This window comes from Bradyrhizobium sp. 2TAF36 (assembly GCF_052114925.1).
Lineage (GTDB): Bacteria > Pseudomonadota > Alphaproteobacteria > Rhizobiales > Xanthobacteraceae > Bradyrhizobium > Bradyrhizobium barranii.
Genome location: NZ_JBFRFR010000007.1, coordinates 80,588 through 104,815 on the forward strand (window position 1 = coordinate 80,588; position 24,228 = coordinate 104,815).

General features: G+C 64.0%; 25 protein-coding genes and 1 pseudogene. 9 read left to right on the forward strand and 17 right to left on the reverse strand.

Annotated elements, in window-relative coordinates; translation table 11 throughout:
• Window position 1: 1 nt before the first annotated feature.
• Entirely contained in the window at window positions 2-406 is a 405-nt protein-coding gene (locus AB4Z51_RS05335; protein ID WP_071909736.1) for a YciI family protein, read from the reverse strand.
• A 166-nt stretch (window positions 407-572) separates the two neighbouring features.
• Entirely contained in the window at window positions 573-938 is a 366-nt protein-coding gene (locus AB4Z51_RS05340; protein ID WP_135214761.1) for a nuclear transport factor 2 family protein, read from the reverse strand.
• Window positions 939-1,246: 308 nt separating this feature from the next.
• On the opposite strand from AB4Z51_RS05340, the pseudogene AB4Z51_RS05345 reads away from it, so the two are divergent.
• A pseudogene (locus AB4Z51_RS05345) lies at window positions 1,247-2,913 on the forward strand (methyl-accepting chemotaxis protein).
• Between the two features lie 94 nt (window positions 2,914-3,007).
• Here AB4Z51_RS05345 and AB4Z51_RS05350 read toward each other — a convergent pair.
• On the reverse strand, window positions 3,008-3,385 hold the full coding sequence (locus AB4Z51_RS05350) for a cupin domain-containing protein (protein WP_441497134.1): 378 nt from the start codon (window positions 3,383-3,385) through the stop codon (window positions 3,008-3,010).
• An 89-nt stretch (window positions 3,386-3,474) separates the two neighbouring features.
• Between AB4Z51_RS05350 and AB4Z51_RS05355 the strand changes: the two genes are divergently transcribed.
• The 4 genes from AB4Z51_RS05355 to AB4Z51_RS05370 all read left to right on the forward strand — a co-directional run bounded on the left by AB4Z51_RS05355 (window position 3,475) and on the right by AB4Z51_RS05370 (window position 6,259).
• Entirely contained in the window at window positions 3,475-4,263 is a 789-nt protein-coding gene (locus tag AB4Z51_RS05355; RefSeq protein ID WP_135214758.1) for an SDR family NAD(P)-dependent oxidoreductase, read from the forward strand.
• 130 nt (window positions 4,264-4,393) lie between these two features.
• Entirely contained in the window at window positions 4,394-4,822 is a 429-nt protein-coding gene (locus tag AB4Z51_RS05360; protein WP_425364317.1) for a hypothetical protein, read from the forward strand.
• Window positions 4,823-5,108: 286 nt separating this feature from the next.
• On the forward strand, window positions 5,109-5,453 hold the full coding sequence (locus tag AB4Z51_RS05365) for a hypothetical protein (protein ID WP_135214757.1): 345 nt from the start codon (window positions 5,109-5,111) through the stop codon (window positions 5,451-5,453).
• A gap of 443 nt (window positions 5,454-5,896) precedes the next feature.
• The gene (locus AB4Z51_RS05370; protein ID WP_135214756.1) at window positions 5,897-6,259 is read left to right on the forward strand and encodes a hypothetical protein; all 363 of its coding nucleotides are present in this window, start codon (window positions 5,897-5,899) and stop codon (window positions 6,257-6,259) included.
• 106 nt (window positions 6,260-6,365) lie between these two features.
• Here AB4Z51_RS05370 and AB4Z51_RS05375 read toward each other — a convergent pair whose 3' ends face one another.
• From AB4Z51_RS05375 to AB4Z51_RS05390, 4 genes are all read right to left on the reverse strand, one after another.
• Window positions 6,366-6,773, reverse strand: coding sequence for a VOC family protein (locus AB4Z51_RS05375; protein WP_441497135.1), 408 nt, complete (start codon window positions 6,771-6,773; stop codon window positions 6,366-6,368).
• A gap of 73 nt (window positions 6,774-6,846) precedes the next feature.
• Window positions 6,847-7,383, reverse strand: coding sequence for an SRPBCC family protein (locus tag AB4Z51_RS05380; protein WP_063981081.1), 537 nt, complete (start codon window positions 7,381-7,383; stop codon window positions 6,847-6,849).
• Between the two features lie 77 nt (window positions 7,384-7,460).
• Complete coding sequence (locus AB4Z51_RS05385) at window positions 7,461-8,762, reverse strand: RNA polymerase sigma factor (protein WP_135214754.1); 1,302 nt, start codon at window positions 8,760-8,762, stop codon at window positions 7,461-7,463.
• Window positions 8,759-9,127 (reverse strand): YciI family protein, encoded by a 369-nt coding sequence (locus AB4Z51_RS05390; protein ID WP_135214753.1) that lies wholly within the window; start codon window positions 9,125-9,127, stop codon window positions 8,759-8,761. The genes AB4Z51_RS05385 and AB4Z51_RS05390 overlap by 4 nt, the downstream gene beginning before the upstream one ends.
• 141 nt (window positions 9,128-9,268) lie before the next feature.
• Here AB4Z51_RS05390 and AB4Z51_RS05395 point away from each other — a divergent pair, with 141 nt between their 5' ends.
• Window positions 9,269-10,234 carry a 2-hydroxyacid dehydrogenase gene (locus AB4Z51_RS05395; protein WP_135214752.1) on the forward strand — a complete coding sequence of 322 codons (966 nt, stop codon included), beginning with the start codon at window positions 9,269-9,271 and terminating at the stop codon, window positions 10,232-10,234.
• A gap of 187 nt (window positions 10,235-10,421) precedes the next feature.
• Here AB4Z51_RS05395 and AB4Z51_RS05400 read toward each other — a convergent pair whose 3' ends face one another.
• A complete protein-coding gene (locus tag AB4Z51_RS05400) occupies window positions 10,422-11,066 on the reverse strand; it encodes a TetR/AcrR family transcriptional regulator (RefSeq protein ID WP_441497136.1) in 645 nt (214 codons plus the stop codon).
• A 106-nt stretch (window positions 11,067-11,172) separates the two neighbouring features.
• Here AB4Z51_RS05400 and AB4Z51_RS05405 point away from each other — a divergent pair, with 106 nt between their 5' ends.
• The gene (locus AB4Z51_RS05405; RefSeq protein WP_135214751.1) at window positions 11,173-11,817 is read left to right on the forward strand and encodes a glutathione binding-like protein; all 645 of its coding nucleotides are present in this window, start codon (window positions 11,173-11,175) and stop codon (window positions 11,815-11,817) included.
• 73 nt (window positions 11,818-11,890) lie between these two features.
• On the opposite strand, the gene AB4Z51_RS05410 is transcribed toward AB4Z51_RS05405, so the two are convergent.
• From AB4Z51_RS05410 to AB4Z51_RS05420, 3 genes are all read right to left on the reverse strand, one after another.
• Window positions 11,891-12,658, reverse strand: a complete 768-nt coding sequence (locus AB4Z51_RS05410; protein ID WP_063981076.1) for a substrate-binding periplasmic protein — start codon at window positions 12,656-12,658, stop codon at window positions 11,891-11,893.
• Window positions 12,659-12,694: 36 nt separating this feature from the next.
• On the reverse strand, window positions 12,695-13,021 hold the full coding sequence (locus tag AB4Z51_RS05415) for a c-type cytochrome (protein ID WP_175618267.1): 327 nt from the start codon (window positions 13,019-13,021) through the stop codon (window positions 12,695-12,697).
• Between the two features lie 104 nt (window positions 13,022-13,125).
• Window positions 13,126-14,844, reverse strand: coding sequence for a pyrroloquinoline quinone-dependent dehydrogenase (locus tag AB4Z51_RS05420; RefSeq protein ID WP_441497150.1), 1,719 nt, complete (start codon window positions 14,842-14,844; stop codon window positions 13,126-13,128).
• 604 nt (window positions 14,845-15,448) lie between these two features.
• On the opposite strand from AB4Z51_RS05420, the gene AB4Z51_RS05425 reads away from it, so the two are divergent.
• Together AB4Z51_RS05425 and AB4Z51_RS05430 are read left to right on the forward strand one after the other, a co-directional pair.
• Window positions 15,449-16,861, forward strand: coding sequence for a DUF4403 family protein (locus AB4Z51_RS05425; protein WP_135214748.1), 1,413 nt, complete (start codon window positions 15,449-15,451; stop codon window positions 16,859-16,861).
• A gap of 23 nt (window positions 16,862-16,884) precedes the next feature.
• Window positions 16,885-18,054 carry an alpha/beta fold hydrolase gene (locus AB4Z51_RS05430; protein WP_441497137.1) on the forward strand — a complete coding sequence of 390 codons (1,170 nt, stop codon included), beginning with the start codon at window positions 16,885-16,887 and terminating at the stop codon, window positions 18,052-18,054.
• 27 nt (window positions 18,055-18,081) lie between these two features.
• On the opposite strand, the gene AB4Z51_RS05435 is transcribed toward AB4Z51_RS05430, so the two are convergent.
• The 6 genes from AB4Z51_RS05435 to AB4Z51_RS05460 all read right to left on the reverse strand — a co-directional run bounded on the left by AB4Z51_RS05435 (window position 18,082) and on the right by AB4Z51_RS05460 (window position 24,031).
• Window positions 18,082-19,731 carry a hydantoinase B/oxoprolinase family protein gene (locus tag AB4Z51_RS05435; RefSeq protein ID WP_135214746.1) on the reverse strand — a complete coding sequence of 550 codons (1,650 nt, stop codon included), beginning with the start codon at window positions 19,729-19,731 and terminating at the stop codon, window positions 18,082-18,084.
• Between the two features lie 2 nt (window positions 19,732-19,733).
• Window positions 19,734-21,818, reverse strand: a complete 2,085-nt coding sequence (locus AB4Z51_RS05440) for a hydantoinase/oxoprolinase family protein (RefSeq protein WP_135214745.1) — start codon at window positions 21,816-21,818, stop codon at window positions 19,734-19,736.
• A 133-nt stretch (window positions 21,819-21,951) separates the two neighbouring features.
• Window positions 21,952-22,773: an NAD-dependent protein deacetylase gene (locus AB4Z51_RS05445; protein WP_135214780.1), complete on the reverse strand. Its 822-nt coding sequence runs from the start codon at window positions 22,771-22,773 to the stop codon at window positions 21,952-21,954.
• 172 nt (window positions 22,774-22,945) lie between these two features.
• On the reverse strand, window positions 22,946-23,317 hold the full coding sequence (locus tag AB4Z51_RS05450; protein ID WP_135214744.1) for a signal transduction histidine kinase: 372 nt from the start codon (window positions 23,315-23,317) through the stop codon (window positions 22,946-22,948).
• Window positions 23,318-23,385: 68 nt separating this feature from the next.
• Window positions 23,386-23,790 carry a hypothetical protein gene (locus AB4Z51_RS05455; RefSeq protein WP_071909721.1) on the reverse strand — a complete coding sequence of 135 codons (405 nt, stop codon included), beginning with the start codon at window positions 23,788-23,790 and terminating at the stop codon, window positions 23,386-23,388.
• A 10-nt stretch (window positions 23,791-23,800) separates the two neighbouring features.
• Window positions 23,801-24,031 carry a hypothetical protein gene (locus tag AB4Z51_RS05460; RefSeq protein ID WP_071909720.1) on the reverse strand — a complete coding sequence of 77 codons (231 nt, stop codon included), beginning with the start codon at window positions 24,029-24,031 and terminating at the stop codon, window positions 23,801-23,803.
• Window positions 24,032-24,228 lie beyond the last annotated feature (197 nt).

The following is a 24,228-nucleotide window of genomic DNA, read 5'->3' on the forward strand; positions in this document are numbered from 1 at the left end:
GCTACGTCTTCAGATCGTCGAAACCGGCGGCGGCTGCCTGCACCTCCGGCGGAAAGTCGGCCATCTCCTGCACCTGCCGGATCTCGATGACTTCATTGGCGGAGGCCGGGCACTTCTTCGCCCAGGCGATCGCCTCCTGGCGCGAGGCAACCTCGATCATCCAGTAGCCGCCCAGAACTTCCTTGGCTTCGGCGAAGGGGCCGTCGGTCACGATGGGCTCACCGGTCGCGAACGAGACGCGCGCGCCCATCGACGGCGGGTGCAGGCCGTCGAGCGTGATCAGCACGCCGGCATCCTTCAGCGCCTCGTTGTAGCGCATCATCGCGGCGACGCGTTCGGGATCGAGTTGCACGTCCGGCGGCGCGGTCTCGTAGCCGAGCGGAATCATCAGCATCATGAATCGCATGAGCAGTCCTTGCTTGCTTTGTCGTTTCGGGTTTGCGCGGCGCGGCGCCACCCCCGGAAGGACGGGAGCGGCGGCCCGGGCCGCCCACCCTTACCTCTAAGACGAACCAACCTTTACGGAACCGACAAGGTGATGAAAATTATTCCGGAGGTCATTGCGCCGGCCGCTAGCGCGGCTGTGGCAGGAAACGCCCATCCGTCCGGGCCGCGCCGAAATAGACGTCGATGCGGCTGACCTTGCCACCCGCAAAGGTGAAGAACTCCGTGTTGCGAAAGCTCCTGCCATCTTTCGCCAGACAGAGATAGGTGACGAAGGCCTCGTCGCCCCGGACGAAAATCCGCTCGATGTCGTGTCGCGCGATCCAGCCGGTGTCCTTCCAGCAGCGCTCGAAATAGGCCGCCTTGTCGAGGTCGTCGTCGAACGGACTGGTGAAGCGGAAATCGTCGGCCAGTGCGTCGGCGACCCGTTGCCGGTCGTTGCCGAGATAGGCTGCGAAGAGGTCTCGAATCAGGCGCTCGCAGTCGTCGGGCATTGATGGTCTCCGCAGAGAAGCTCCTCTTGAAGACGATGCACGAACGCGTGCCCCGACATTGCTCGCCGAATTTCAACAGGGACGATGCGAAAATATCGCGAGGCGGGTCCGTACGATTACGGACCGACTATGTCCACCGCCGTGCATATAGGACGAGAATCTTCGCGCGCAGAACAACATGGCCAAGGCCGGAGACCGCGCAGCTTCCTGCAAGGGTTTACAGTTGATCAACGCGTGCATGCAACTTTTTCGGGAAGGCCAATTGCAGCCCGGCCGACGCATAGTTGAACCATTCCGGGGACCTTCAAGTGTTCAATTTCAACAGCAAGGCCAAAGTCCAGCACGCGCTCGCGGAAGTCGACGCCCTTGATCGCTCGCAGGCCGTCATCGAATTCGATCTCGATGGCACCATCCTCGATGCCAACGAGAACCTTCTGAAAATGAGCGGCTATTCGCTCGCCGAGATCAAGGGCAAGCATCACAGCATCTTCGTCACCCCGGCCGAACGCGAGAGCGCCCGCTACCGCGACTTCTGGGCCAGCCTGAACCGCGGCGAATTCCAGACCACGCAATACAAGCGCTTCGGCAAGAACGGCAAGGAAGTCTGGGTTCATGCCTCCTACGCCCCGCTGCTGGACAAGAACGGCAAGGTGGTCAGCTTCATCAAGTTCGCCACCGACATCACGGCGTACAAGATCAAGACCATGGAAGACTCCGGCAAGATCGCCGCGATCAACCGCGCGCAGGCCGTGATCGAGTTCAACATGGACGGCACCATCGTCACCGCCAACGAGAACTTCCTGGGCGCGATGGGCTATTCGCTCGACGAGATCAGGGGCAAGCATCACAGCATGTTCGTGACGCCCGAGGACCGCGCGAGTTCGACCTATGCCGCGTTCTGGGCCAGGCTGAACCGCGGCGAGTTCGAGGCGGCCGAATACAAGCGGCTCGGCAAGGGCGGCAAGGAGATCTGGATTCTCGCGACCTACAACCCGATCCTCGACGAGACCGGCAAGCCGTTCAAGGTGGTGAAGTTCGCAACCGACATCACCGCGCAGAAGATGAAGGCCGCCGACAATGACGGCCAGCTCGCCGCGATCCAGAAGTCGCAGGCGGTGATCGAGTTCAACATGGACGGCACGATCCGCACCGCCAACGAGAATTTTCTCAAGGCGGTGGGCTATTCGCTGGCCGAGATCAAGGGCCGGCACCATTCCATGTTCGTCGAGCCGAACGAGAGGAATTCGGCGGCCTACCGCCAGTTCTGGGAGACGCTCAACCGCGGCGAATACCAGGCCGCCGAATACAGGCGGATCGCCAAGGGCGGCCGCGAAATCTGGATCCAGGCGTCCTACAATCCGATTCTGGATCTCAACGGAAAACCTACAAGGTGGTGAAATACGCCACCGACATCACCGCGCAGGCGATCGGCCGCAAGAAGGCCGACAATGCGCGCGGGCTGATCGAGGCGGTCGCGGCCGGCAGCGAGCAGATGAGCGCCTCGATCCGCGAGATCTCCGAGACCATGGCGAAATCGCGCGAGACCTCCAAGGTCGCGACCACCAGGGTCGAGTCCGCGGACGGTCAGGCTCAGAAGTTGACTGCAGCGGCCCAGGCCATGAGCGGCATCGTCGAGATGATTTCGGGCATCACCAGTCAGATCAACCTGCTTGCGCTCAACGCCACGATCGAATCGGCGCGGGCGGGCGAAGCGGGCCGCGGCTTTGCCGTGGTCGCCTCCGAGGTGAAGAACCTCGCCAGCCAGGCCAAGCAGGCCACCGACACGATCACCTCCGAAATCGACACGCTGAACACCATCTCGGGCGACGTTGCGAGCTCGCTCACCGCGATCAAGGCCGCGATCGCCGGCGTCAACGAGTTCATCGCCTCCACCGCGGCCGCAGTCGAGGAGCAGAGCATCGTGACCTCCGACATGTCGTCGAACATGCAGCGCGCATCGGCGGAGCTGGCGTAAGCTCTCGCTTTATCACGATCCCCGTCATCCTTCGAGGGCCGCTGAAGAAGCGGCCACCTCAGGGGTGACGGAGAGAGAGACCGACGCTCTTACCCTACCGCTCCCAGCGTCGCGTCGCTTCACTCGCCCCTTCCGGCAGCATCTCGAAGACCGGCGAGGCCAACACCGCATGCACATGCAGCATGGTCRCTCCCGAATTGCGAAAACCGTGCTTGCGGCCGGCGGGAACCAGCAGCGCCTGTCCGGCCGTCACCGTGATACGCCGGGCTTCGACCCACATCTCCGCCTCGCCCGCCCGCACGGTGAGCACCTCCTCGACCGTGTGGCTGTGCGTCGGCGCACCGGCGCCGGGATCGACCCATTGCTCGAAGATGCAGAGCGCGGTCGCGCCGTTGCGCGCGGATGTGACCATGCGGGTCTTCACACCTGGCCGCCATTCCTCGAGCGGGATCGTGCTGGGATCGATGAGCATGGCCTGGAGCCCTTCTTGCCGGGACGAAAGCGAAGTAAAAGGAGCCGGCGCTCGTGCGCGCCCCTTTCGAACACAGGACAGATTAGCAAATGCCGCAGGCCCCACAAAACGTCGCCCTCGTCACCGGAGCCGCGCGAGGTATCGGGCTGGCGACGGCCAAGAAATTCCTGGCCGAAGGGTGGCGCGTCGCGCTGCTCGATATCGAGGGGGAGCTGCAGGCAGGCGCGACGGCGGCCCTGAAGAATCCCGATAACACGCTGGCAATCACCTGCAACGTGTCCGATGCAGCCGCCGTAGGAGCTGCAATGGTGGCGGTCATGAGCCGCTTCGGTCGGCTCGATGCTCTCGTCAACAACGCCGGCGTCGCCGTGTTCGCGCCAGTGCTGGAGACCAGCGACGCCGACTGGAACAGGATCATGGCGGTCAATCTCACCGGCCCGTTCCTGTGCACCAAGGCGGCCGCGCCGCTGATGCGCGAGCAAGGCGGCGGCGCCATCGTCAACGTCACCTCGATCTCGGCGGTGCGCGCCTCGACCCTGCGTTCGGCCTATGGCACCAGCAAGGCGGGCCTTGCGCACCTGACCAAGCAGCTCGCGGTCGAGCTCGCCTCGCTCAACATCCGCGTCAACGCAGTCGCGCCGGGGCCGGTCGACACCGCGATGGCGAAGCAGGTGCACAGCAGGGAGATCCGCGCCGACTATCACGACGCCATTCCGCTCAACCGCTACGGCCTGGAGGAGGAACTCGCCGAAGCGATCTATTTCCTGTGCTCGGAACGATCGAGCTACATCACCGGCCAAATTTTGGCCGTCGATGGCGGCTTCGATGCGGCTGGCATCGGCCTGCCGACGCTGCGCGGCGAACGGCGGAACGGGTGAACGTCGTAGGGTGGGCAAAGGCGCGCAAGCGCCGCGCCCACCTTCCCTCCAGATTTGCGATGCCATTGGTGGGCGCGCTACGCTTTGCCCACCCTACGGGATCGAGTTAGTGGAGTGCTCCATGCGACGCATGTTCTTTGTGGGTGCCTGGATGCTCGCATCTGCGCTCTTTACCACCACCCCCGCCATGGCCGAAATCCGCATCATCCAGTCGCCGGGCGGAGAGGTCGGGCCGTTCCTCGACCTGTTCGAGCAGGTGCGCGAGAGCGGCGAGCGCGTGGTGATCGACGGTCCGTGCCTGTCCGCCTGCACGCTGGTGCTCAGCATCGTGCCGGGCGAGCGCATCTGCGTCACCAAACGCGCGGTACTCGGCTTCCACGCGGCGCGTTCGGTCGACCGGCGTGGGCGCTTTTATGCCGAGCCCGAAGCCTCCGACGCGGTGCTGCAGGCCTATCCCGGCCCGGTGCGCGACTGGATCAGCCGGCACGGTGGCCTCTCGTCCAGATTGCTTTTGCTGAAGGGCCGCGACCTTGCGGCGATCTATCCGCGCTGCCGCTGAGCAACAGGCGGCCGCCAGCGATGTGACCGGTTGCATCCGCCGCTGTCCGGCGATTAGGCAGTTTTGCAAAATGTCGACGATCCGGACACGAATCCGCTCAACCGCTTGGCAATGCCTGCCCAATTTACGCGGTTTGCGGCCTTTCCCGACCGTCTATGATGGTCCCGTCCAGATTGAGGCCGCTCGGGTCACGATGGCTGCAGGGCCGTCATAATCTCAGCAGTGGTCACAGACTAGGATGGTTCCGCTTTTTCAAGATTACTCATTTTCAAACCGATCGCAGGCCGTGCAGCCCATCGATTTTCACTACCGCCTGTCGGACCAGGGACGCATTGTCCTTGGCCAATTGAGCTCCCAGGAAACCGTCGAATTCGAATTGCTGTCGCGGCGCCAGCGCGAGGGCCTGATGGACCTGCCGTCCGAGCTGCGGCTGCTCGAGCTCTATGTGAAATATATCGGCTCGGGCGCAGAGGCTGCGCTCGCGCCGTCGGAGCTCGCATGGCAGGCGAGCGAGCCACTCCAGCGGCGGAGACCGCCGCGTGCGCGAACGGCGCGGCCGCGCAACTACATCCTCTCGATGATCGTGATCGCGAGCGTCAGCTTCACGCTCATCGCGTTGCTGGTGAGCTAGCAGGCAAGCACGACGGCGAAATTGCGCCGGTCACGCATTTCGTCGGGCCTAGTAGAGCCTCTGGCTAGTAGAGCCTCTGGATGGTCTGCGCCAATTCCAAAGTCGCGCAGATGAGCATACCCCAAAGTGCAAAATTGATTTGTAGCGCCGCTGCCATCGGTCGCTCCCCTTCCAAGTTACGCCCACCCCAGTTTGTAGAATTTATGAAGAAATTATTAGCGATTCTGTCGTGGAGTTTACAGCCTAATATTTCGCCAGTTGTTGTGCGATGCGATCCGCATGATTTCACGAAGCGGCCTCACTGCTCTCGCAATGTGATGCGAGAGCACGATTCCATATTGGGCCTGGCGGCCACGTCGTTTCCCTTAGGTTCCATTTAACCGGCGCGATGCAAGGCTCCGCATGCGGAGTTTGCGTGTCGCGTACCGCACCAAGGGTCCGGCATGCTGCGTCACGGCTTCGTCTTGCTCACTTTTTGCGCAGCGCTCCTCGGATGCGCGGCGGCGCCGGCGCAGGAGCGCCGACCGATCGCATGGGACGGCCTCGGCCGCGATCCGAACCAGGCCCATCACCGCTCCTCTGTCACAAAGCGGCGCGCCGCGAACCCGGCGCCTGCACAGGACAACCCCAATCAGGAGCGGGAAAGAGTGCTCGGCACCTTGCGCCCGTTCTCCGACGCGTGGTGGGTGGTCCATGACGAAATCGAGGCGGAGAACGACAGGCAGCTTGGCACGAAACTCGTGATCTGCCCTCGCTGCGTTGAACCGCCGCCGCCAAGCGATGACGCGACCGGATCGCTCCGGTGAGCGAGCACGCGGCGATCAGCCGTGTGACATGACGACGGCATGAGTGACCCACTCCCGTAACAACGGGAGTGGGATCGTGGCTTGGCGTGTCAGGCCGACGCGCCCGTCACATGCCCTCGGCCGGGCAGTTCACCATCCAGGGAATGCCGAACTTGTCGACGCACATGCCAAAGCCCTTGGCCCAGAACGTCTTGCCGAAGGGCATGGTGACGGTGCCGCCGTCGGCGAGCGCGTTGAACTTGCGCTCGCCATCCGCGGGGTCCGTGACCGTGAGCGAGACCGAAAAGCCCTGGGCTTTCTGAAAATGCTCGGGTGGCGCGTCGGAGGCCATCAGCACGCTGCCGTCGGGCAACGACATCCGCGCATGCATGATCATCTTCTCGCGGCCGGGCGCGGCGGGCATGTCCGGCGGCGCTTCCGATGAGCGCATCATGGCGTCGATCTTGCCGCCCAAAACCTTGGCGTAGAAGTTGAACGCCGCTTCGCAGGTGTAGAACAGATAGGCATTGATCATCGTTTCTCTCCTCTCCGTTTTCTTGGCGATTCCTTGGCAGTTCCTTGGCTGCTCCTTGGGGCAGCAAGCCTCGTTACTTCTCGGTGAGCTTCTTCAGGCTGGCGAGGCCGGCCTCGAAGTCTTTGCCGATCATGTTGTCCATGTTGATGAACACCTGCATCACCTTGGACATGAACGGCGCCGGACCGTACATCGCCCATGTGACCAATGTGGCATCGCCTTGCGGCACAAAGGTGAACTCGGCGGTGTTGTGGCCTTCGAACGGGCGCTCGAAGTCGAGCTTGATGCGAAGCTTCGACGGCGTGCTCGCCTCGAGGATTTCCATATGCCCGGCGCCGACATTATTGTTGCCGTCCCAGGCATAGGTCGCGCCCTTGCCTGACGCGGTTCTGCCGAAGGTCCGCTTCATGCCGGGGTCGCGATCCTCATAGGGCGACCAGCTCATCCAGAAATGGAAATCGGCAACGTGCGGATAAATCGCATCGGCCGGCGCCTTCACGGCGAGCGAGCGCTCGACACGGAACGTATCGGGTTTTGTCAATGCGAAGACGAGGACCGCGGCTATGCCGACGGCGAGGACGACGGCGATGATGGCAATGGCTTTCAGCATGAGTGGCTCCCTGGATATGGAATTAAGACGAAGGGGAACGGCGGGAGCCGACAATCGGCGGGACGAAATTTTGGCCGTCACTTTGCCTTCGCGCCCTGCCTGGCGCTCCCGTTGCCGCCCTTCGGCTGGCTGTCCCGGATCAGGCGATCAATATGCATGCGGATGTGGGCGGCTTCCGCCGAAGTATTGGCGAGTGCGATGGCGTGGTCGAAGGCGATGCGGGCTTCGTCGTTACGGCCGAGCTGCATCAGGAAGGCACCACGCACGCCGTGGAAATGAAAGTAGTTGGTGAGTTTCGGCGCCAGCGGCTCGATCAGCTCGAGCGCCGCTTGAGGCCCGCGCACCTTGGAGACCGCAACCGCGCGGTTGAGCGTCACCACCGGCGAAGGCTGCATCAGTTCGAGCGCGCCGTAGAGCAGATCGATCTGCGTCCAGTCGGTTTCCTCGGGCGTCGACGCGCGCGCATGCAGCGCGGCGATCGCGGCCTGGACCTGATAGGGGCCGCTGCGGCGATGGCGCATCGCCTTGTCGATCAGCGCCAGGCCTTCCGCGATCATGTTGCCGTTCCACAGCGTACGATCCTGGTCGTCGAGCAGGATCACCGCGCCGTCCGCGGCAAAGCGCGCGGCGCTGCGCGCATGCTGCAACAGCAGCAGCGCCGCGAGCCCCATGATCTCCGGCTCACTCTGGAACAGCCGCAGCAGCAACCGCGCCAGCCGGATCGCTTCCTCGCACAGCGGCTTTCGGATCTCCGCCGTGTCGCCGCTGGCCGAATAGCCTTCGTTGAAGATCAGGTAGATCATTGCGGCAACGCCGGCGAGCCGCTCGGAGCGTTCGACCGCACCAGGCGTTTCGAACGGCGCCCCGGCCTCGGCGACCTTCGCCTTGGCACGGGTGATGCGCTGTTCCATCGCCGCTTCCGAGACCAGGAAGGCGCGCGCGATCTGCTTCACGGTGAGGCCGGAGACAATGCGCAGCGCCAGCGCGATCTGCTGGGTCGCCGGCAGCTGCGGATGGCAGCAGATGAACATCAGCCGCAGGATGTCGTCGCGGTAGTGCGAACCGTCGAGCCGCTCGGCGAGTGCGCCCTCGGCGTCGTCGAGATCGGAGATGGCCTGGTCATCCTCCGGCAGCGGCTGCTGCTTGCGGGCGCGGCGGACCTCGTCGATGGCGACGTTGCGGCCGACCATGATCAGCCACGCCGCGGGATCGCGCGGCGGCCCGTTCTGCGGCCAGGTCTTGAGCGCGCGCAGGCAGGCGTTCTGGAAGGCCTCTTCGGCGGTGTCGAGATCGCGGAAATAGCGCAGCAGCGCGCCGACCGCCTGGGGTCGCGCCGAGGTCAGCGCGGTCTCGATCCAGGCGGTATCGGCCTCGCTCACGTCGAAATTCCTCCGGGCCGGAATACGCCGACGGGGCGCACCTCATAGGCGCCGCCGGGATTGGCCGCGCCGAGCTCGCGCGCGACGTCGAGCGCCTCGTCGAGGTTCTTGCAATCCACGATGTAGAAGCCGAGCAATTGCTCCTTGGTCTCCGCATAGGGGCCATCGAGCACCAGCGGCGGGTCTTCCTTGCGCAGCGTCGCCGCCGCCGTGGTCGGCAGCAGCCGCGCCACCGGACCGAGCCGGCCCTGCTGTGTGAGCTTGTCCTGCACCACGGCGAGCTTCTTCATCACGGCCTCGTCCTGGTCCTTGCTCCAGGAGCCGACGAAGTCCTCGTCGTGATAGCAGAGGATCGCATAAAGCATGGGCAGCACCTTCCTGAACGCTTGTTTTTAAGACGATCCAATATGCCCCGCCCCGACAGGGCTGCGGAAAAAATTTGCGAGAAAAATCCGTCGGATCGTGCCAAGGAGGGTTTTCAAAACGGAACCGACGAGGCACTTCGAATGAGCATGGGCACACTGGCCGTCCTGATCAACAGCACGCAGCAGAATTGGCTGCCGGAGCGCTGGAAGGCCCGGTTCGACGCGGTCTGCGGCGGCCGCCGCGTGGTGCTGCTGCCCGACGCCGGGCTCGATCCGGCCGAGGTACACTATGCCGCGGTGTGGAAGCCTGTGCCAGGCGACCTCAGCTCTTTCCCCAATCTGCGTGCGATCTTCAATCTGGGCGCCGGCGTCGACGCGCTGATGGCCGACAAGAGCCTGCCCGACGTGCCGCTGGTGCGCGTCGCCGTGCCTGATCTCACCAATCGCATGACCGAGTATGTCGTGCTGCACGTGCTGATGCACCACCGCCAGGAGCTGTACTTGCGGGACTCGCAGCGCGCAAAGCGCTGGGAGCCGCAATATCAGTGGCCGGCGAGCGCCGTCACCGTCGGCGTGATGGGGCTTGGCACGCTCGGTGCCGATGCCGCCGACGTGCTGCGCCGGCTCGGCTTCCGGGTTGCCGGCTGGAGCCGCAGCCCGCGCACGATCGAGGGCGTGGAATGCTTCCATGGCGCCGCGCAGATCGACGCGTTCCTGCGCAAGACCGACATCCTGGTCTCACTGTTGCCGCTGACGCCGGATACGCACGGCATCCTCAACCGCGACGTCTTCACCAAGCTCAACCGCAGCAGCCCGCTCGGCGCGCCCGTGCTGATCAATGCGGGTCGCGGCGGCTTGCAGAACGAAGCCGATATCCTGGCCTGCCTCGACGACGGCACGCTTGGCGCGGCCTCGCTCGACGTTTTCGTGCAGGAGCCGCAGCCTGCCGACAGCCGGTTCTGGACCCACCCCAAGGTGCTGCTGACCCCGCACAACGCGGCCGACACCGACGCGGATGCAATCTCGGCCTATGTCGCCGAGCAAATCGCAAAGTTCGAGGCCGGCGGTGCGCTGGAGAACGTGGTGGACCGGGCACGGGGATATTAGACGCTTCGGCAGGCTGAGAGAGGCCCGCACGCGCCCCACCCTCGCTGTCGTCCCCGCGTACGCGGGGACCCACACCGCGTGATTTATCGTTGCGGATGGTCGCAGTACCGAACGACCAGCCTTCGCCAAACTTCTCTCTGTGGTTATGGGTCCCGGGCTCGCGCTGCGCGCGCCCCGGGACGACGGCCTAACTTTTGGCCCCCACCATCACGTCAATCGCACCCTTCACGATCACCTCGAGTTCTTTGCGCGACACGCGGGCGCGGGAGCGGATGGCGATCGAATGCACGGTTGCGGAGGCGAGCTGCGCCAGCACGGCCGGGTCGGCGCTCGCGGGCAGCTCGCCCTTCTCCTTGGCGCGGCGGAAGCAACTGGCAAAGGCCTTGTCGAGTTCGGTCAGTCCATCCAGCACCATGGCACGGATCTCGGGATCGCCGACAGCTTCGGACGCCGCGGTCACCACCGTGAAGCAGCCGCGCGGACCGGTCTCGCCGGAGAGATAGATGTTCAGCGCGGACGCGAAGATGCGCTCGAGCCGCTGGCGCACCGGCATCTCCTGGCGAAAGATCTCGACCATCGAGGCGCGCGCGTCCTCGCGGTAGCGCTGGTAACTCTTGATGTAGAGCTCGCGCTTGTCGCCGAAGGCGCCGTAGAGGCTCGGCCGGTTCATGCCGGTCGCTTCGCTGAGATCGTCCAGTGACGTCGCCGCAAAACCCTGCCGGCGGAACAGGTCGAGCGCCTTGCCGAGCGCGACATCGGGCTCGTAGGCGCGCGGGCGCCCGCGGCGCTTCGGCTCATTGGCAGCAGCTGGCGGCTTCGATTTTTGTACCATCTCGCAAATTAATCCTTGACCGCCGACATATTATACAAGATGGTACAAAAATCAATCTGGCCAGGTTGAGCGACACCCAAAGAGGAATTGCCCAAGGAGGCCCAAGATGGATCTTTATTTCTCGCCGCTCGCCTGTTCGATGGCGACCCGCGTCGCGCTGTATGAAGCCGGCGCCGAAGCGAATTATCTCGAAGTCGATCCGCCGACCAAGAAAGTGCTGAACGACGGCACCGACTTCCGCACGGTCAACCCGATCGGGCTCGTGCCGACGCTGCGCACCGACGAGGGCGTGGTGCTGACCGAGAACGCCGCGATCCTGCAATATGTCGCGGATCGGTTCCCGCAATCCGGCCTCGGTGCGGCCCATGGCATCGATCGCACCCGGCTGCATCAATGGCTCTGTTTCATCGGCACCGAGCTGCACAAGGGCCTCTTCATTCCCCTGCTCGACCGCAAGGCGCCGCAGGAAACCAAGGCCTATGCACTGGAGAAGAACCTGTCGCGGCTCGACTATCTCGACAACTACCTGAAGGGGCGCGACTTCCTGCTCGACCATTTCAGTGTGGCGGACGCCTATCTCGTCACGGTCATCAATTGGACCATGGCGACCCCACCGATCGAGCTCGCCAAATGGCCGAACGTGAAGGCGTATCACGACCGCCTGCGCCAGCGGCCGTCGGTCGCGAAGGCGATCGCCGAAGAATTCGAGCTGTACAAGGCCGAGCAGGCGCGGAAGAAGGCGGCGGCTTAAGGCCAAAGCGATATCTTCGCAGAGCGACGTCGTCCTTGCCAAACCGGGACGGCGTCGTTCTTTCGGCAATCGGCTACCTCGGCGCTTGCAGCACGATCCCATAGCGACCGTAGATCCGATCGATCGTACCGTCGTTGCGCAGCCGTTCCAGCGCTCCGTCGATCGCCTCGCGCAACGCATCATCCGGGCGGACCATGCCGACGGCGACATTCCAGTTGAGATCGGCCACGCCCTCGTCGCGATCCAGGATCCGGAGTGCCTTGTCAGGATGCGTCAGATTGAAGTAGCCCGCCGCGGTGGGCGTGACCGCAGCCGCATCGATCTCCTTGTTTGATACGGCGTCGAGGCTGTCGGTCTCGAAGCCGAAGATCGATATGGGCACGTGCCGCTGACCGATGATCATGGCGGCGACAGAGCCGACCTGCACCCCCACCTTGGTATGCTCGCCGAGGCTCTTGAACGATGTGAGCGCGCTGGATGACGGCACCGCGAGCGCGACGCCCGTGCGATAGTACGGTTTCGAGATCCTCAAGCGGGTCTCGCCTTGCGCTTCGCGATCGGCGATGACATCCAGAAGAATGTCACAATTGGCGCTGCGCATTTGGTACTGCGTGATGATCCAGTCGAGCCGTAGCGAGACACCGAGCTCGCGTGCCAGCACCTGTCCCAACTCGACCTGAAAGCCGGATGGATCGCCGCCCTTGCGCGCAAAAGGAAGCGAGTTGGGATGCGCGCAGAGTCCGAGCGCGCCACTCGCGCGGATCGCCTCCAGGGTTCGCGCCTGCGCCGGTCCGGACAGCCCGATGGCGGCACCGACGATAATCAGGACAATTGCCTTCATGCCGCGTCTCATCTGGATGGATCAGGTCCCGGCGGGTCAGCCCTCGCGCGGCTTCAAGGCGCGGATATATTTGACGATCTGGTCGATCTGCGCGTCACTGAAGCTCTCGCCGAATGCCGGCATCGCACCTTGCTTGCCGATCTTGATACGGTTGTGCAGAAATTCGTCGTCTCGTTGCGAATTCATCAGTTGCGGTCCCCTGCCAGCAGCCCGGCCGCCGTCGGAGTGGCAAAAGCCGCAGGTGCCTGCGAACAACTGCTCGACGTCCAGTGACCCGTTGTCCGGCGCCGGCGTGGCAGATTGAGCTCGAGCCACCACAACGCACAGCAACGAAGCGCCCAGCACCGCCGGAAGCGACTTCAAATGCAGTTTCAACACGTCCGCTCCATTCCTGAATCACGCCCGGCCGCTGCAATCGACCGAGGAGCGGGTTTGCACCCGCTCCTCGGCAGATCGTTTGAGACAGACTATTTCAAGCTGAAGACGACGAGGGCGCCGTCGTCACGCGGCATGCTCTTGTAGACGCCGCCGAAGTTTGGCGCATATTCGTCCGCCAGCATGCCGCCGAAGCCGGCCGCCACGGCGATATATTGCTTGCCGCCGACGGAGTAGCTGACGATACCGCCCTGGTGGCCGGTGCCGTTGTTGTGCTTCCACAACTCGGCTCCGGTTTCGGCATCGTAGGCGTGAAGGATGCCACGGGAGTCGGGTACGAACACAAGATTACCCCCGGTCGACAAAACGCTCCCAAGCGGCGGCTCGGGAAAGCGAACCTCCCATTTTTTCGCGCCCGTTATCGGGTCGCGCGCGTCGAGATGTCCGTAGATCTCGCCGCTCGGAGGCGGCACCATCTTGAAGTCGGCGCCGATGTTGAGCTGGACCTGGGGCGCGGTGACCGGCGTCGTCTTCTGAATATCCAGCGTCATGCACCATTCCTGGCCGATCTTGTAATAAAGACCGGTCTTCGGGTTGTACGAGCCGGCATTCCAGCTGATGCCGCCGCCAATGAAGGGACACAGCGGTACTTCAGTGACTTTCCCGACAGGGAAATCGCGACGGCCGATCAGCGCGCCCGTCTTGGGATCGATATCCTTGACGAAGTTGATGTTCTCAACCAGCCGCCAGACGTTCTTCACGCCAAGATTACGGTCGTAGACGAAGACGAAGCCGCCCTTGTTCGGATGAACCACGTATTTCTGGCCATCGCGCTCAAGCATCACGAACTCGCCGACGGCGCTGTCGAAGTCCCAGGCGTCGTGAGGCAGTTCCTGATGGTAGGATTTCAGCTTTCCGGTATCGATATCGAGAGCGATGACCGAACTCGTATAGAGATTGTCGCCGGGACGCGCACCTTGCGTCTTGTAATCAGCGCCCGACCAATCGTAGAGCGGCGCCGGGTTCGCGGTGCCCCACAGGACGGAGTTGGTCTCGGAGTCGTAGGTGCCCGGCATCCAGCCGCCGCCACCGCCCGTGCGCCAGGAATCGTTGCCCCAGGTCTTCATGGCCTCGTCGGTGCCCGCGACCGTCAGAAACTCCCACTTTTTCTTGCCAGTGGTGGCATCGACAGCGAAGATCGGGCCACGGCCCGGCCATTCACCCCCCTGCGAGCCGATGATGACGCTTCCCTTCGCGTAAAGCGGCGCGCCAGTGAAGCCGACCGTGAGCTTCTGCGAGTCGATCAGCCTGGTTTCCCAGAGAACCTTTCCCGACTTCGCATCGAGCCCGAACAGACGACCATCCATCGTACCGACGAAGACCTTGCCTTCACCAAGGGCTACACCGCGGTTGTAGGGCGAGTGGGTCTGTCGGCTGATGAGCGCCTCATCGAGTTCCGGAAAGAACGACCAGATGACCTCGCCGGTCGCGCCGTTCAGCRCAAAGACCCGGCTGTACGAACCCGAATAATAGAGCACGCCGTCGGCCACGAGCGGCATTGACTGCAGGCCGCGCGTCGATCGTCCGGGAATGTGCGTCCAGGCTACGCCCAGATTGCCGATGTTGCTCGCATTGATCTGCGCGAGCGGGCTGTAGTGATGGGATTTGTATGAACCGTGATAGGTGAGCCAATCGTTCTGACCGGCGTTCTCGATCCGGGCAGTATCCACGGATTGGGCCAACGCCGCCGACGCCGCAAGTGTCGCGCCGACAACAAGAGGTAGACCAGAATTACACCAACGCTTCTTCATCCGTTCCTCCCGCTTTTGTGTTTTGTTGAACTCGCGTCTCGCAGACGCTGCGAGGGATGTTTGCAGCTCGCTAAGTGTCGGTTCTTCTCCATCGCATATGAGCTGCCAACAGCTCTCGATCTCTCTCGGCGGACATCGCCAAAAGGAGCTACGTTTCCTGGACTGGTTGCTGTTGCACTCCTGCTCGCTCTCACAGAGTACGCCGGATGAGGGAGGGCGCAAAGATGGAATGCGCGAGCGGCGCGAATTTAACGCGCAGCACGAATTTGAAACGTCAGCTGCGCTGACCATTTCGTCTTGGCCACAGATCTCGGACTCAAAAATCGCAGCGCCCACGGAGAAGCTTCATCGCGTGATCATTTGGACGGGGGCGGCGTCAATCTCTTTTGAGCAATTCAAGAACGGCCATCATAACGGAGCGATATACAAAGCCTTGCTCAAAGCGCGACGCCGCGCCATACAAGTGCCGCGATACGCGACCATTGAATACAAGCAATAATTGATCCACTGACCGCCCTCTCCTTCCGCGATTTTGCTCTGAAGACCGAATGGCCCCGCGGCCGGCGGCCTGGGCGCGAAGCAGGGCCAAGCTGGAATAAGAAGAATGCCCGTTTCTTTGCGAATTGTTCATTCGACGAAACGTGCCGGGCTTGTTGCGCTCGCCCTCACCGCACTCGCGCAAGCCGCGCACGCCGCCGACAAGCCGCCGCTCGCTCCCGATCCGCCGGCGCCGCTCGCCACGACCTCGCGGGTGTCTGCAACCATCGAGTTCGGTCTGCCGGCGCTCGCCAAGGCGATCGAGCAGGATATCCCCAAGCGGCTTGCCACCATCGACGAGCGCGTCAACTGCGTGCACCGCCGCGTACTGATGTTCCGTGTCAACGCCAATTGCGACGTGTTTGGCTTCGTCAATCGCACTAGCGGCGTCTCGCTCTATGGCCGCGGCGACCGCGTCTATGGTGCAGTCTCGATCTACGGCGCGGCCGAAGGCCAGGGCGCCAACCGCTTCACCGCGCGCATCCGCGGCCAGACCGAAGCGCGCGCGACCATCGAGGCCGAGGCACGGCCCGCGCTGCGCAAGGACTGGTCGCTCGACCTGAATTTCAGCGACTCCTTCCACTGGAGCGAAGCACCTTATTTGCACGTGCTCGGCCGCGAGTTCGATCTTGCGCCCTACGTCGAGCCGCGAATCCGTACGCAGCTCGCGCGCGTGCGATCACGTGCGCTGGCCGCAGCAAGGAAACTCAATCTGCGCGACAAGGCGGCCGCTGCCTGGACGCATGCGTTCGAGCCGATGAAGCTCGCCGACGAGCCGCCGGTCTGGCTGCAAGTGACGCCGCAAGCTGCCGCATTTGCCGGCGTGCGGGCCAACGACAAGGTGTTGTCCGGCTCGCTCGAACTCTCCGGCAGCGCCGTGACGTCGATTGGGCAGCAGGGTGCGAGCGTCACCCCGACATCGCTGCCGCCGCTTGGCACCGACGTGACCGCGCCGGGAACGTTCGACGTCATCCTTCCGGTCCGGCTCGGCTATGACGCGATCAAGGACAAGATCAGCCAGGCGATCGCCGCGCTGCCGGCGCAAGACAGCGCGTTGCGCGAGGTTCAGGTCTATCCGTCGGCGGGCAAGCTTGTGATCGGCCTGCGTCTTGCGAAGACGTCGGACAGCGACCCCAATGCAGGCCAATGGAGCTATCTCTCCGGCGCACTGAAGGTGGACGATACCAGCAAGAGCGTCGCGCTTGCCGATCTCGATCTCGCCGCGCAGGACGGAGAGGCAAACCCCGGCTTGCAGTCGATCGTCGCGCAATTGAAGCAGGCCGTGAACATTGACTATGGCGTCTCCTACCAGAACCTGCTGATGGCGGCGAACCAGCGGCTGACGCGTCCGCTCAAGGACGGCTTCCGTATGGAAGGCAAGCTCTCCTCGGTGCAGTTCGACAAGGCCTTGCTGCTTGCCGACGGGATCACACTCGCGTTGCGCGCGAGCGGCGAGCTGAAAATCCTGTACGGGATGTGATCGTGCGCTGGAGCGGATCGCAAATGCTTGTCGCCGCCCGCGCTCTGATGGCCGCACTCGTCATGTTCGCCGCCGGCATCGTGACTGCCCACGCGCAATCGGCATTTTACGACGCACCGGCATCGCTTGCGGACGGACCGCCTGGCAGTCTGGTGCGGCAAGAGCCGATGGACGGCGCGCCGCTCGGCGCATCGGCCTTTCGCGTGCTCTATCGCTCAACCGGATTGAAGGGCGAGCCCATTCTCGTCTCGGGCGTCGTCATCGTGCCGCAAGGACCGCCGCCACCGGGCGGCCGCCCGATCGTGGCCTGGGCGCATCCAACGTCAGGCATTGTGCCGCGCTGCGCGCCGTCGCTCGCGATCTTCCTGTTCCAGCAGATCCAGGGACTGCGCTCGATGGTGGCGCGTGGCTACATCGTCGCGGCGACCGACTATCCCGGGCTCGGCACGCCGGGTCCGCATCCTTATCTCGTCGGCGAGAGCGAGGGCCGCGCCGTGCTCGACATCGTGCGCGTCGCGCGCGATCTGCCGGGCGCCGGCGGGACTAAGGATTTTGCCTTGTGGGGACACTCGCAGGGCGGACAGGCTGTGCTGTTTGCCGGGCAGCTGGCGCCGACCTATGCGCCCGATCTCCATCTGCTCGGCGTTGCCGCTGCGGCGCCCGCGACGGATCTCGCCACGCTGATGAGCGACGACATCAACTCAGTCGGCGGCAAGAACATCACAGCGATGACGCTGTGGTCATGGCATCGCGTCTACGACGCCGCGCTCGACGGTGTCGTCGACCCGCGCGCACTTCCGGCGATCGACCGACTGGCGCGCGAATGCATCGAACGTCCCTTCGATATCTTCATCCGGCAGCGGACCGAGCGGCCGCTCCAGAAATATTTTCTGACCGTGCTGGATCCGACCAAGCGCGAGCCCTGGCGCTCGCTGCTGGAGAAGAACAGCGCCGGCACGTTGGCCGCCGGCATGCCAGTGTTCCTCGCTCAAGGGACTGTCGACCAGATCATCCGGCCCGCGGTGACGCGCGCCTATATGAGCCGGCTGTGCAAGGCGGGCAGCCCCGTGAAAATGGTCACCCTTCCCAACATCGGACACGGCCGCGCCGCACAGGCGAGCACGATGGCCGCTGTGAACTGGTTGACCGACCGCTTTGCCGGGAAGCCGGCGCCGAACGACTGCGGCGGGTAATCGCCGCAGTCGTTGCCCGAGCGTTAGCTACCCATAAACGGCAACAGCGTTGTCAGCCGACACGAGACCGCTCTCAACGTCATCCTTGATCGCTGCACGATCGCGCTCCTTGGGGTCACCGATACCGGCGCCGCCCGGCGTCATCACCACCAGCCGGTCATCCGGTGGAATGGTCTGAAAGCCCTTGCCACGCATCTTCTGGCCGGACTTCAATCCGACATAGCCGGCCTCGCCGTTCTTGCCGCCGTCGCGACCGCGCGGCGGATGGTCGATGCGGTCGAATGCAGCGAGGATGTCGAAGGGCGCCTCGATGCCGCTGCCGACCTCGATGATCTGGCCGAGGCCGCCGCGGGTGCGCCCTGCCCCGCCGGAATCCGGACGAAGCTCCTTGCGCCAGAAGATCAGCGGCGTTTGCGTCTCCGCGATCTCGACCGGCGTGCCGCGCACGCCGCTGGGATAGGCGGTGGCCGACAGCCCGTCCTTCGCAAATCGCGCGCCGGTACCGCCATTCGAAGTTACCGCCATCGAGAACCCGTAATTGCCGCCAGCACCTGAGCGGGTCTGTCCGCGGACGTTGAGATTCCACAGGCACGAGGTACCTTCCGCGGGCACGCGCTCGGGAATGATCTGGCGCAGGCAGCCGAACACCACGTCCGGCAGCATCTGTCCGACGATATGACGCGACGCCACGGGCGCCGGCTTCGGCGCATTCAGGATCGCGCCCGCGGGAGCCGACACCGTCAGCGGCGACAGCGAGCCGGCATTGTTCGGGATCTGCGAGGCGACGACGCAGCCGAGGCCGAACACGGTGTAGGCCGTGGTGTAGGACAGCGGCACATTGATGCCGAACTTCGAGGCGGCCGAGGTGCCGTCGAAATCGACATGGATGCCCGTCTCGGAGATCGTCAGCGTCGCCGCGAGCGTCACCGGCGCATCATAGCCGTCGACGACCATGGTGTTGTGCCAGCTTCCCTTCGGCAGTTTTGCGATCTCGGCCAGCACGGCCTCGCGCGAGCGGTCGCAGATGTAGTCGCCGAGCTCGTCGAGCGTGTCGATCTCGAACTCGGTCATCATCTCGACCAGCCGTTCGCAGCCGACGTCGTTGCAGCCGGCCAGCGAATAGGTGTCGCCCTCGGTGTCGATCGGCAGCCGCGTGTTGGTGCGGATCATCGCCATCAGCGTCTCGTTGACGACGCCCTGGTCGATCAGCTTGAGCATGGGGATGTAGAGCCCCTCCATGAACACGTCGGTGGCGTCAGGGCCGAAGCCGATGCCGCCGATGTCCATGAGGTGGCTGGTGCAGGAAAACAGCGCGACCGGCTTGCCGTCCTTGAAACAGGGCGTGGTGACGACGAAGTCGTTGAGATGACCTGTGCCCATCCAGGGATCGTTGGTGATGTAGGCGTCGCCTTCCTTCATCGTCTCAATCGGGAAATGCGCAATGAAGTGCTTGACCGATTCCGCCATCGAGTTGACGTGGCCGGGCGTGCCGGTCACGGCCTGCGCCAGCATCCGTCCCCTGAGGTCGAACACGCCGGCGGAGAGGTCGCCGCATTCGCGCACGATCGGGCTGAAGGCGGTGCGGAGCAGCACCTGCGCCTGCTCCTCGACCACGGCGATCAGCCGGTGCCACATGATCTGAAGGTCGATCAGGCTCGCGCCATTTGCCTTGGTCATGATCAGGCCGCCTTTCGTTCCATGACGATGCTGCCGGCACCGTCGATATGGGCGTCAAAACTGTTGGAGACGAAGGTGGACGTTTCGTCCTCGGCGATCACGGCGGGACCCGCAATGGTCGCGCCCGGTGCCATGTCCTCGCGGCGATAGAGCGGGATCTCGATTACTTCCCCCGCGCGTCCGTCGAAGAATTTGCGGCTGCCCGAGGCCTTGCCGGCGGGCTTGCGCGCAACGGAAGCGACGACAGAAGGATGGTGCGCATCGGTGGTCGCGAGCACCGACCAGCTCAGGACCTCGATCGCGGCGCCCGGGATCGGCCGCTCGAACATCGCCGAATAGTCGGCCTCGAACTTCTGGCGTAGCCCGGCGAGATCGGCCGATGTCAGCCGCCGGTTCGGCAGCTCGACCGAGATCTCGTGGCCTTGGCCGACATAGCGCATGAAGGCTGCACGGCGTTCGCGCACTGGCGCACCGGCCGCGCCCGGCTCCACCAGCGCGCGCGCTTCAGTCACCATCTCCTGGAGCAGCTCCGAGACCCCCTCGGTGTCGAAATCATCGAGGCGGACATGGCGGCTGCGCACCAGCTCGTAGGCAATGGGAGCAGCCAGGAAGCCGACCGCCGAGCCGACGCCGGCATTCGAGGGCACGATGACCCGCGAGACGCCGATCTTCTCGGCGACGCGCGCCGCATGCAACGGCGCCGCGCCACCGAAGGCGATCAGCGTGTGCTGGCCGACGATCTCGCCGCGCTCGACCGCATGCACGCGCGCCGCGCTCGCCATGTTCTCGCAGACGACCTCGTGCACGGCGTAAGCCGCGGTTTCCGCCGACAGCCCCAGCGGCTCACCGACGGCGCGCAACAGCGCCGCCTTTGAAAGCTCCGGGCTGAGCTTGATCGTGCCACCCGCAAAGGCGTCAGGATCGATCATACCGAGCGCAACGTCCGCATCCGTCACGGCCGGACGCTGGCCGCCGCGGCCGTAGCAAGCAGGTCCCGGCTCCGACGAGGCGCTCTCGGGGCCGACAGTGACACGCTTCATCGCATCGACATGCGCGATCGAGCCGCCGCCGGCGCCGATCTCGACCATCTCGATTACGGGGATGCGCACCGGCAGGCCGGAGCCCTTCAGGAAGCGCGCCGCGCGATCGACCTCGAATACGCGCGAGGTCTCGGGCTGGTATTTTTCGATCAGGCAGATTTTTGCGGTCGTGCCGCCCATGTCGAAGGACAGCACCTTGCTCTCGCCGAGCCGCGCTGCGATCTGCGCCGCGAAGATCGCGCCGCCGGCGGGACCGGATTCGACGAGGCGCACCGGAAAGCGCCGCGCCGTCTCGATCGAGGTGACGCCGCCGCCGGAGGTGACGAGATAGATCGCGCCGCGGAACTGCTCGACCTGCAAGGCATCCGCCATGCGGGCGAGATAGCCGTCGATCAGGGGTTGCACATAGGCGTTGGCGACCGCAGTGGACGTGCGCTCGTATTCGCGGATCTCCGGACACACCGCAGAGGACACGGTCACGGAGATACCAGGCATCTCCTCGCTGAGGATCGCGGCCGTGCGGCGCTCGTGCTCGGGATTGGCGTAGGAGTGCAGGAAGGCGATCGCGACACTCTCGACGTTCAGCGCGCGCAATTTTGGCGCGAGTGCACGCACTGCCGCCTCGTCCAGCGGGAGGCGAACGGCGCCGTGCGCGTCGATGCGCTCCGGCACGGTGAAGCGGAGGGACCGCGGCGCCAGCGGCCTCGGCTTGTCGATGCTGAGATCGTACTGGTCATAGCGGCTCTCGGTGCCGATATCGAGCACGTCGCGAAAGCCGTCGGTCGCAATCAGCGCGGTCTTGGCGCCGCGGCGCTCGATGATCGCATTGGTCGCGAGCGTCGTGCCGTGAATGAAGACGTCGATGTCGCTCATATGCGCGCGCGCGTCAGTGAGAATGAGACGCATGCCGTCCAGCACCGCCTGCTCCGGCCGCTGCGGCGTGGTCAGCACCTTGCGCGTCTTGCGATCCTGCCCCACGTCCAGCACGATGTCGGTGAACGTGCCACCGATATCAACGGCAAGCCGCACCTCGGCTCCCTCAAGCATTCCAAATTCTCCGTGCTGATCGACAAACTGCGCGAAAACCGCAGCAATTTTCATACCAGCGACAACGCCCGGGGTGAAGCGTCCGAGCCGTTTTGCGTGGCACCTATGCGGTAGAAGGGTGCGGCCCACGCGCTCAGAGCAGGAATGCAAGCGCCGCCTCGCAGCGCTCCTCGACCTTGAGCGTGAGGAGATCGTCGGCGCGGGTGCGTCCGAGATTGACCGCGGCGATCGGGATCTGCCGGTTCGCGGCAGACTGCACGAAGCGGAATCCGGAATAGACCATCAGCGAGGAGCCGACGATCAGCATGGCGTCGGCCTGCGCCAGATGATCCTGCGCGGTGGCGACCACGTCGCGCGGAACGTTCTCGCCGAAGAACACGACGTCGGGCTTGAGGATGCCGCCGCAGGCTTCGCAGGCGGGCACCTTGAACGACGAGAAATCCGCATGCTCGAGATCGGCGTCACCATCAGGCGCATCGGCGGCGTCGAGCGTCAGCCATTCCGCATTGGCACGGCCGAGCCTGTCCTGGAATTCGTTGCGCGGGGTGTTCGCCCCGCAGCCCATGCAGCGGACCAGATCGAGCCGGCCATGCAGGTCGATCACCTGCCGGTGGCCGGCGGACTGATGCAGCCGGTCGACGTTCTGGGTCAGCAGCATCTCGCAGCGCCCGCTCGCCTCGAGCCGGGCCAGCGCATGATGCGCATCGTTCGGCCTCGCCTGGCCGAACCGCCGCCAGCCGATCAGGCTGCGCGCCCAATAGCGCTGGCGCGTAGGCTCTTCCGACATGAAGGCCTGGAAATTGACCGGCTGGGTCCGCTTCCAATTGCCATGGCTGTCGCGATAATCGGGAATGCCCGAATTGGTGCTGCAGCCGGCGCCGGTCAGCACGAACAGACGTTCGTGCCGGCCGACGAAATCTTCGAGCGAACGGTTTGCCAGCGGAGGTTTTGCCATGGCGCAGATGTAGTTCACGCCGTGTCGTTTTGCCAGATCACCCCCGCGCCGGCAGCTCGAAGCCGGCGATCAGCTTTTAGCCTGCGTCAGCCCGAGCAGGCCACGCCGCTTACCTTTGTGACGGGGCACATTGGCAAACCAGTGGCCGCTACCGGGCGGCGTTCCAATCGGATCAGGCGCGCCGGTGAAATGCCGGCGGCAACGGCTCGCGCACCAGTTCGCTGAGATTCAAGGTCTCCCCGCTTTCCGCAATGTCCGAGAACAACACCTCGACAAACGGATGCTGACGGTTGAACCGGGTGCCCCGCTGGTATTTGGCGCTCACGATGTGCTCAAGCGCGGCAAAGTTCCGTTTGCCAAGCGCGTTGTATTGCTTCCGGAACAAACTCTGACGTCCGCCACTGTGCTCGACCGATTCAGCCCAAACGTCCATCACCTTGCGACTGACGAACGCTTCGACTTCTCTCGTGCCTTCCTGGGCAAGAAGCCGCAGCCCGTCCATGGCATGCAGCTCTTCATCGATACGGAATCTTGTCAGTGCCATCGGGATCCTCCTGTTGTTTGCGTCCATATGCTTCGCGAACCGCGCCTCTCGCTCAGCCCCTGAACATGTCAGATCTTGGCGGGATCGGCGTCGTGCCTATGCTTGTGAAGAAACCGGGCAATCTGCCCGCGGAGCGCCGCCGTATCCAGCAATGTCCCAACCGATCCGGCGGTATCGAAGATCTCCCGCTGGAGCGTCGTCGGCAATGAATTCCATTGCATGATGACGGCCGCRCCGAGACAGCGCAAAACGCGCTCTTCCTCCGCCGCGAGGGCCGCGCCACGCAGTCGCTCCGTTTCCCCGGCGTTGACTGCATCCACATATTGGTCCGCGAGCATCTGCTCGTTGTCCGCGCGCGATGTGTGGCTGTCCTGCAGTTGTTCGAATTTGCGCGTATCGGCTTTGCCGGGCGAATTCCTCGCCAGTTCGCCATACGCGGCCGCTTTTGCTCGGTAGTGAAGAAATTTGAACATGCGGGCTCCTTCAGCAGCGGTCCTTCGCCGCCGAGAAATACGCGAGGATTTCAGCGGCATTTCCGAGGATCGCTGCCCGGCGCATTGCCACCGTGCGCTTGTCTCCCGACGGCAGCTTGCGGGCTCGATCGAGGGCGTTGATCGCCCTGGAGTTCAACTCGCAAGCCAAAGAGACCGGGATCGATTCTGACGAACTGCTTGCTTGAGTCGATGGCGAAGGCACGCCGAGACCGGCTACCATTGTATGAGCATCGATGCGGCGATCAACACCACGAAGAAAACCGGCAGCAAGACCGGAGGTACGAGCCACTCGCGAAGGCTGAATCTAGGGGAATCCGACATACTGACCGCCTGTTGGTTCCGGCGGGAGYGCAATGCTCTCAGTCACCGATGACAGCCGAGGGGCGCGCGGTGATAAACTGTATGTAGTGATCCCTT

What these genes read in the sequence shown, in the direction of transcription:
- AB4Z51_RS05430 (WP_441497137.1), top strand. Translation starts at nt 16,885, where the DNA reads ATGCTTGTCGCCGCCCGCGCTCTGATGGCCGCACTCGTCATGTTCGCC.
- AB4Z51_RS05405 (WP_135214751.1), top strand. Translation starts at nt 11,173, where the DNA reads ATGGATCTTTATTTCTCGCCGCTCGCCTGTTCGATGGCGACCCGCGTC.
- AB4Z51_RS05460 (WP_071909720.1), bottom strand. Translation starts at nt 24,031, where the DNA reads ATGGTAGCCGGTCTCGGCGTGCCTTCGCCATCGACTCAAGCAAGCAGT.
- AB4Z51_RS05360 (WP_425364317.1), top strand. Translation starts at nt 4,394, where the DNA reads ATGTTCTTTGTGGGTGCCTGGATGCTCGCATCTGCGCTCTTTACCACC.
- AB4Z51_RS05380 (WP_063981081.1), bottom strand. Translation starts at nt 7,383, where the DNA reads ATGCTGAAAGCCATTGCCATCATCGCCGTCGTCCTCGCCGTCGGCATA.
- AB4Z51_RS05445 (WP_135214780.1), bottom strand. Translation starts at nt 22,773, where the DNA reads ATGGCAAAACCTCCGCTGGCAAACCGTTCGCTCGAAGATTTCGTCGGC.
- AB4Z51_RS05390 (WP_135214753.1), bottom strand. Translation starts at nt 9,127, where the DNA reads ATGCTTTATGCGATCCTCTGCTATCACGACGAGGACTTCGTCGGCTCC.
- AB4Z51_RS05410 (WP_063981076.1), bottom strand. Translation starts at nt 12,658, where the DNA reads ATGAAGGCAATTGTCCTGATTATCGTCGGTGCCGCCATCGGGCTGTCC.
- AB4Z51_RS05375 (WP_441497135.1), bottom strand. Translation starts at nt 6,773, where the DNA reads ATGATCAATGCCTATCTGTTCTACACCTGCGAAGCGGCGTTCAACTTC.
- AB4Z51_RS05400 (WP_441497136.1), bottom strand. Translation starts at nt 11,066, where the DNA reads ATGGTACAAAAATCGAAGCCGCCAGCTGCTGCCAATGAGCCGAAGCGC.
- AB4Z51_RS05440 (WP_135214745.1), bottom strand. Translation starts at nt 21,818, where the DNA reads ATGCTTGAGGGAGCCGAGGTGCGGCTTGCCGTTGATATCGGTGGCACG.
- AB4Z51_RS05355 (WP_135214758.1), top strand. Translation starts at nt 3,475, where the DNA reads ATGCCGCAGGCCCCACAAAACGTCGCCCTCGTCACCGGAGCCGCGCGA.
- AB4Z51_RS05335 (WP_071909736.1), bottom strand. Translation starts at nt 406, where the DNA reads ATGCGATTCATGATGCTGATGATTCCGCTCGGCTACGAGACCGCGCCG.
- AB4Z51_RS05425 (WP_135214748.1), top strand. Translation starts at nt 15,449, where the DNA reads ATGCCCGTTTCTTTGCGAATTGTTCATTCGACGAAACGTGCCGGGCTT.
- AB4Z51_RS05435 (WP_135214746.1), bottom strand. Translation starts at nt 19,731, where the DNA reads ATGACCAAGGCAAATGGCGCGAGCCTGATCGACCTTCAGATCATGTGG.
- AB4Z51_RS05340 (WP_135214761.1), bottom strand. Translation starts at nt 938, where the DNA reads ATGCCCGACGACTGCGAGCGCCTGATTCGAGACCTCTTCGCAGCCTAT.
- AB4Z51_RS05370 (WP_135214756.1), top strand. Translation starts at nt 5,897, where the DNA reads ATGCTGCGTCACGGCTTCGTCTTGCTCACTTTTTGCGCAGCGCTCCTC.
- AB4Z51_RS05450 (WP_135214744.1), bottom strand. Translation starts at nt 23,317, where the DNA reads ATGGCACTGACAAGATTCCGTATCGATGAAGAGCTGCATGCCATGGAC.
- AB4Z51_RS05395 (WP_135214752.1), top strand. Translation starts at nt 9,269, where the DNA reads ATGAGCATGGGCACACTGGCCGTCCTGATCAACAGCACGCAGCAGAAT.